Annotated in this window: 2 protein-coding genes; both read left to right on the forward strand. The window is 72.8% G+C overall.

Annotated features, from left to right (window positions below):
- The first annotated feature begins 111 nt into the window (after window positions 1–111).
- Window positions 112–1,704, forward strand: coding sequence for a murein biosynthesis integral membrane protein MurJ (murJ, locus tag CM1CMNOD_RS21100; RefSeq protein WP_013875628.1), 1,593 nt, complete (start codon window positions 112–114; stop codon window positions 1,702–1,704).
- A gap of 108 nt (window positions 1,705–1,812) precedes the next feature.
- A partial coding sequence (locus CM1CMNOD_RS21105) for a protein kinase family protein (protein ID WP_131774144.1) occupies window positions 1,813–3,703 on the forward strand: 1,891 nt, incomplete at its 3' end.

Genomic DNA, 3,703 nt, shown 5'->3' on the forward strand with positions numbered 1-3,703 from the left:
CCGCCCCACTGGCCGGAAGAAAGGCGGGGGCGGCCGGCGGAGCCACGGCCACCGGCGGATCGGGGACGGCCCGCGGGTGGCCGGGCCGGGAAGGCTCCCGGGGGCAGGGCGATGACCCTCGGCCGGGCCAGTGGCACCATGGCGATCGGTACGGTCGCCTCCCGGGCGTCGGGGTTCCTGCGGACGGTGGCGATCGCCGCGGCGATCGGCACCGGCGCGGTCGGGGACGCCTACAACGTCGCCAACACCACCCCGAACATCCTCTACGACCTGCTGCTCGGCGGGGTGCTGTCCAGCGTGATCGTGCCGGTGCTGGTCCGGGCGGTCAGGGAGGACGAGGACGAGGGCGAGGCGTTCGCGTCCTCGCTGCTCACCCTGGTGGTGTTGGGGCTCGGTGTCATCGTGGTGGTCGCGACGATGGCCGCCCCGGCCATCGTGGGCGTCTACCTGGCCGCCGGCGGCGCCGAGCAGGATCTCGCCGTGACGTTCCTGCGGTGGTTCCTTCCGCAGGTGGTCTTCTACGGGCTGGGCGCCACGATCGGGGCGATCCTCAACGTCCGCCAGTCGTTCGCCGCGCCGATGTTCACGCCGGTGCTCAACAACCTGATCGTGATCGCGACCTGCGTGGCGTTCATCTTCGTGCCCGGGCCGCGCCCGCCCACGGTCGGTGGGATCAGCGACACCCAGATCACCGTGCTGGCCGCCGGCACCACCCTCGGCGTCGTGGTCATGACGTTCGCGCTGCTGCCGTCGCTGCGGGCGGTCGGCTTCCGCTACCGGCCGCGGCTGGACCTCACCCATCCCGGGCTGCGTCAGGCGATGCGGCTGGCCGGCTGGACGCTGCTCTACGTGGCGATCAGCCAGGTCGGCTACCTGGTCATCGTGCGTCTCGCCAGCTCCACGACGGCGTACACCGTGTACACGTACGGATACCAGATCTTCCAGCTCCCCTACGCCATCGTCGCGGTGTCGGTGATCACCGCGCTGTTGCCGCGGATGAGCGCGCATGCCGCGGACAACCGTCGCGACCTGGTCCGCCAGGACCTGTCCACCGGGACGCGGCTGGCGGCGGTGGTGATCGTGCCGGCGGCGCTCGCGCTGCTGGCGCTGGGCCGCCCGATCGCGGTCGCGCTGTTCAACCACGGCGCGGTCAGCTACACCGAGGCCCTGCGCATCGGTGACACCCTGGCCGCGTTCGCCGTCGCCCTGGTGCCGTTCTCGCTGTTCCAGGTGCAGTTGCGGGTGTTCTACGCCCAGCAGGACAGCCGGACCCCCGCGCTGGTCAACATGGGAATCGTCGCCACCAACATCGCCGGCGCGGCCGCGCTGAGCGCGCTGCTGCCCGACCGGCTGCGGTCGGTGGCGCTGGCGCTGGCCTTCGCCGTGTCCTACCTGGTCGGGGTCGTGGTCTCCTCGGTCCTGCTGCGGGGCCGCCTGGGCGGTATCGACGCCGGCCGGATCGCCCGCATGCTCACCCAGGTGACCATCGCCGGCGGGCTGGGCGCGGTCGTGGCCGCGGGGGTCTGCGCCCTGGTGCGGGAGGCTCTCGGCCAGGGCTGGCTCGGTTCGGGCGTGAGCGTCGTCCTCGCCTGCGCGGTGGGGCTGCCCGTCTACCTGGTGGCCATCGTCCGGATGCGGCTGCCCGAAATGGCCGCGCTCGCCACAACCGTCCGAGGCCGATTTGGCTCACGATCGACACACTGATCCCGGCCACAACCGACACTGTGCCCGGACGCTCCCTCGCGGGCTCGTACACTGAACAGGCTGCATCCGGCTACGACAGCCGGACGCGTCGGTGATGACGGAGGCACTGTGGTCGACGGGCACAACCGACCGCCGCAGGTCGACGTCGATAATGACGTGACGAGCAGCGCGACCTGGAAGGTCGGCACCGTGGCGGCACCGGCGTCCCCCGACGCCACCGGCCCGATGGATCCCCCCGGGCCCCCTACCCTGCCGGTCAGCACCGTGCTGGACGGCAGATATCAGCTTCTGTCGGTCATGCACGCGCGTGGGCCGGTCACCCTGTGGCGCGGTGACGACCGCATCCTCGCCCGGCCCGTCGCCGTCCGCGTGGTGCAACACGCCGGCACCGGCGCGCGCGACTTCGCGGCCCTCGACCGTGCCGCCGAAATGCTGCTGTCGGCTGCCATCGGTTCCGGTCGGCTGGTGCACCCTGGCGCGGCATCGACGTACGACGCCACGTCGACCACCACCGATGTCGGCCGTGTCTCCTACGTGGTGAGCGAATGGGTGGAGGGCCGCTCCCTGCAGGCGCTGTCCGCGCAGCGGCCCCTGCGCCCGGACCAGGCCGCGACCGTCATGCTCGCCGTCGCCCGGGTGCTCGCCGCCGCCCACGAACGCGGCATCCACCACGGTGACCTACGCGCCAGCGACGTCATTGTCTCCGGCCACGGCATGGTCAAGGTCGTCGATCTCGGTACCGGCTCGGTCGTGGCGGCGCTGGAGAAGGGCGCGCACAGTCAGGCCGAGCCCTGGGCCGGCGCCGACGGCCCCGGCCGTGACGCCGAGGATGTCCGGGCCATGGGCGGCCTGCTCTACGCCGCGCTGACCGGGCACTGGCCGTTGGCCTGCGGCGACACCGTGCTCCCCCCGGCGGCCAGGACCGACGACGGCCGGGTATACTCGCCACGACAGGTCCGCGCGGACGTCCCACCGGACCTCGACGCGCTCACCCTGGCCGCGCTCGGGGACGACCGCGCCCGCCGGCCGACGATCACGTCCGCGGCCGAGTTCGCCGAGGCGCTCGAGGATCTCGCCCCCGCGGACGGCACCCTGGATCTCGGCCGGGTCCGGTTCGACGACGAGCCGTCGCTGACCCGGACCATGACCGCGGGACCCTCGACCACCGGTTACACCGTGGACGGGTTCGACGCGGACCCCTACGACCCGGCAGGCTCCTACGGCCCGCCGGGGAGCACGGCGTACCCGCCTGGCGGCACCGGCACCGGCGGCGGCTATCGCGGCGGTTACCGGGACGACCGGGGCCGCCAGGACGACGGCCGCTTCCCGACGGATCGCCCCCGCCGCGGCCGTTCCGCTCCCGCCCCCGGGGCGCCCGGCTTCCTCAGCGACCACCCGGACGAGCGGGGTGCCCGGCGATCGGGTGGCCCGCGGCCGCGCCGCAGACTGCTGCTCGTGGCCGGGCTCATCGCCACCATCGCGGTGGTCGCGGTGGCGGTGACCTCGGTCGTGCTGGCCCGCGGTACCGGCAAGAAGGCTCCGGCCGCCCCGTCCGCGGCCCCGTCCGCGACCGCCCCGGCCAGTACCGGTAAGCCGCTGCCGACCCCGAACGTGCTGGCCTTCGACCCACCGCCCGGGCAGAACGGCGAGAACGACGCGGAGGCGCCGAAGGCCATCGACGGCAACCCGTCCACCGTCTGGACGACGGAGGGGTACAACAACACCGACGGCCGGCAGTTCGGCGGGCTGAAGTCGGGGGTGGGTCTCCGGCTGGACTTTGGCCAGCCCGTCACCGTCCGCCAAATAACGATTACTTTTGGTTTTGGTCCTACCGCGTTCGAGCTGCGTGCCGGTGACGCCGCCGTGAACGACGCCAACGCCTACAGCGTGGTCCTCCCCGAAACCGTCGCCACCAGCACGACCGTGTCCGTCCCGGCGACGACCGCTCACCGGTACTGGGTTGTCTGGCTGACCAGGTTGCCGACGGTGGATGACGGCC

Origin of the sequence: Protofrankia symbiont of Coriaria myrtifolia, assembly GCF_900634755.1 — a bacterium.
Lineage (GTDB): Bacteria > Actinomycetota > Actinomycetes > Frankiales > Frankiaceae > Protofrankia > Protofrankia coriariae.

Coding starts and splice junctions, on each gene's coding strand:
- murJ (WP_013875628.1), top strand. CDS start 112: ATGACCCTCGGCCGGGCCAGTGGCACCATGGCGATCGGTACGGTCGCC.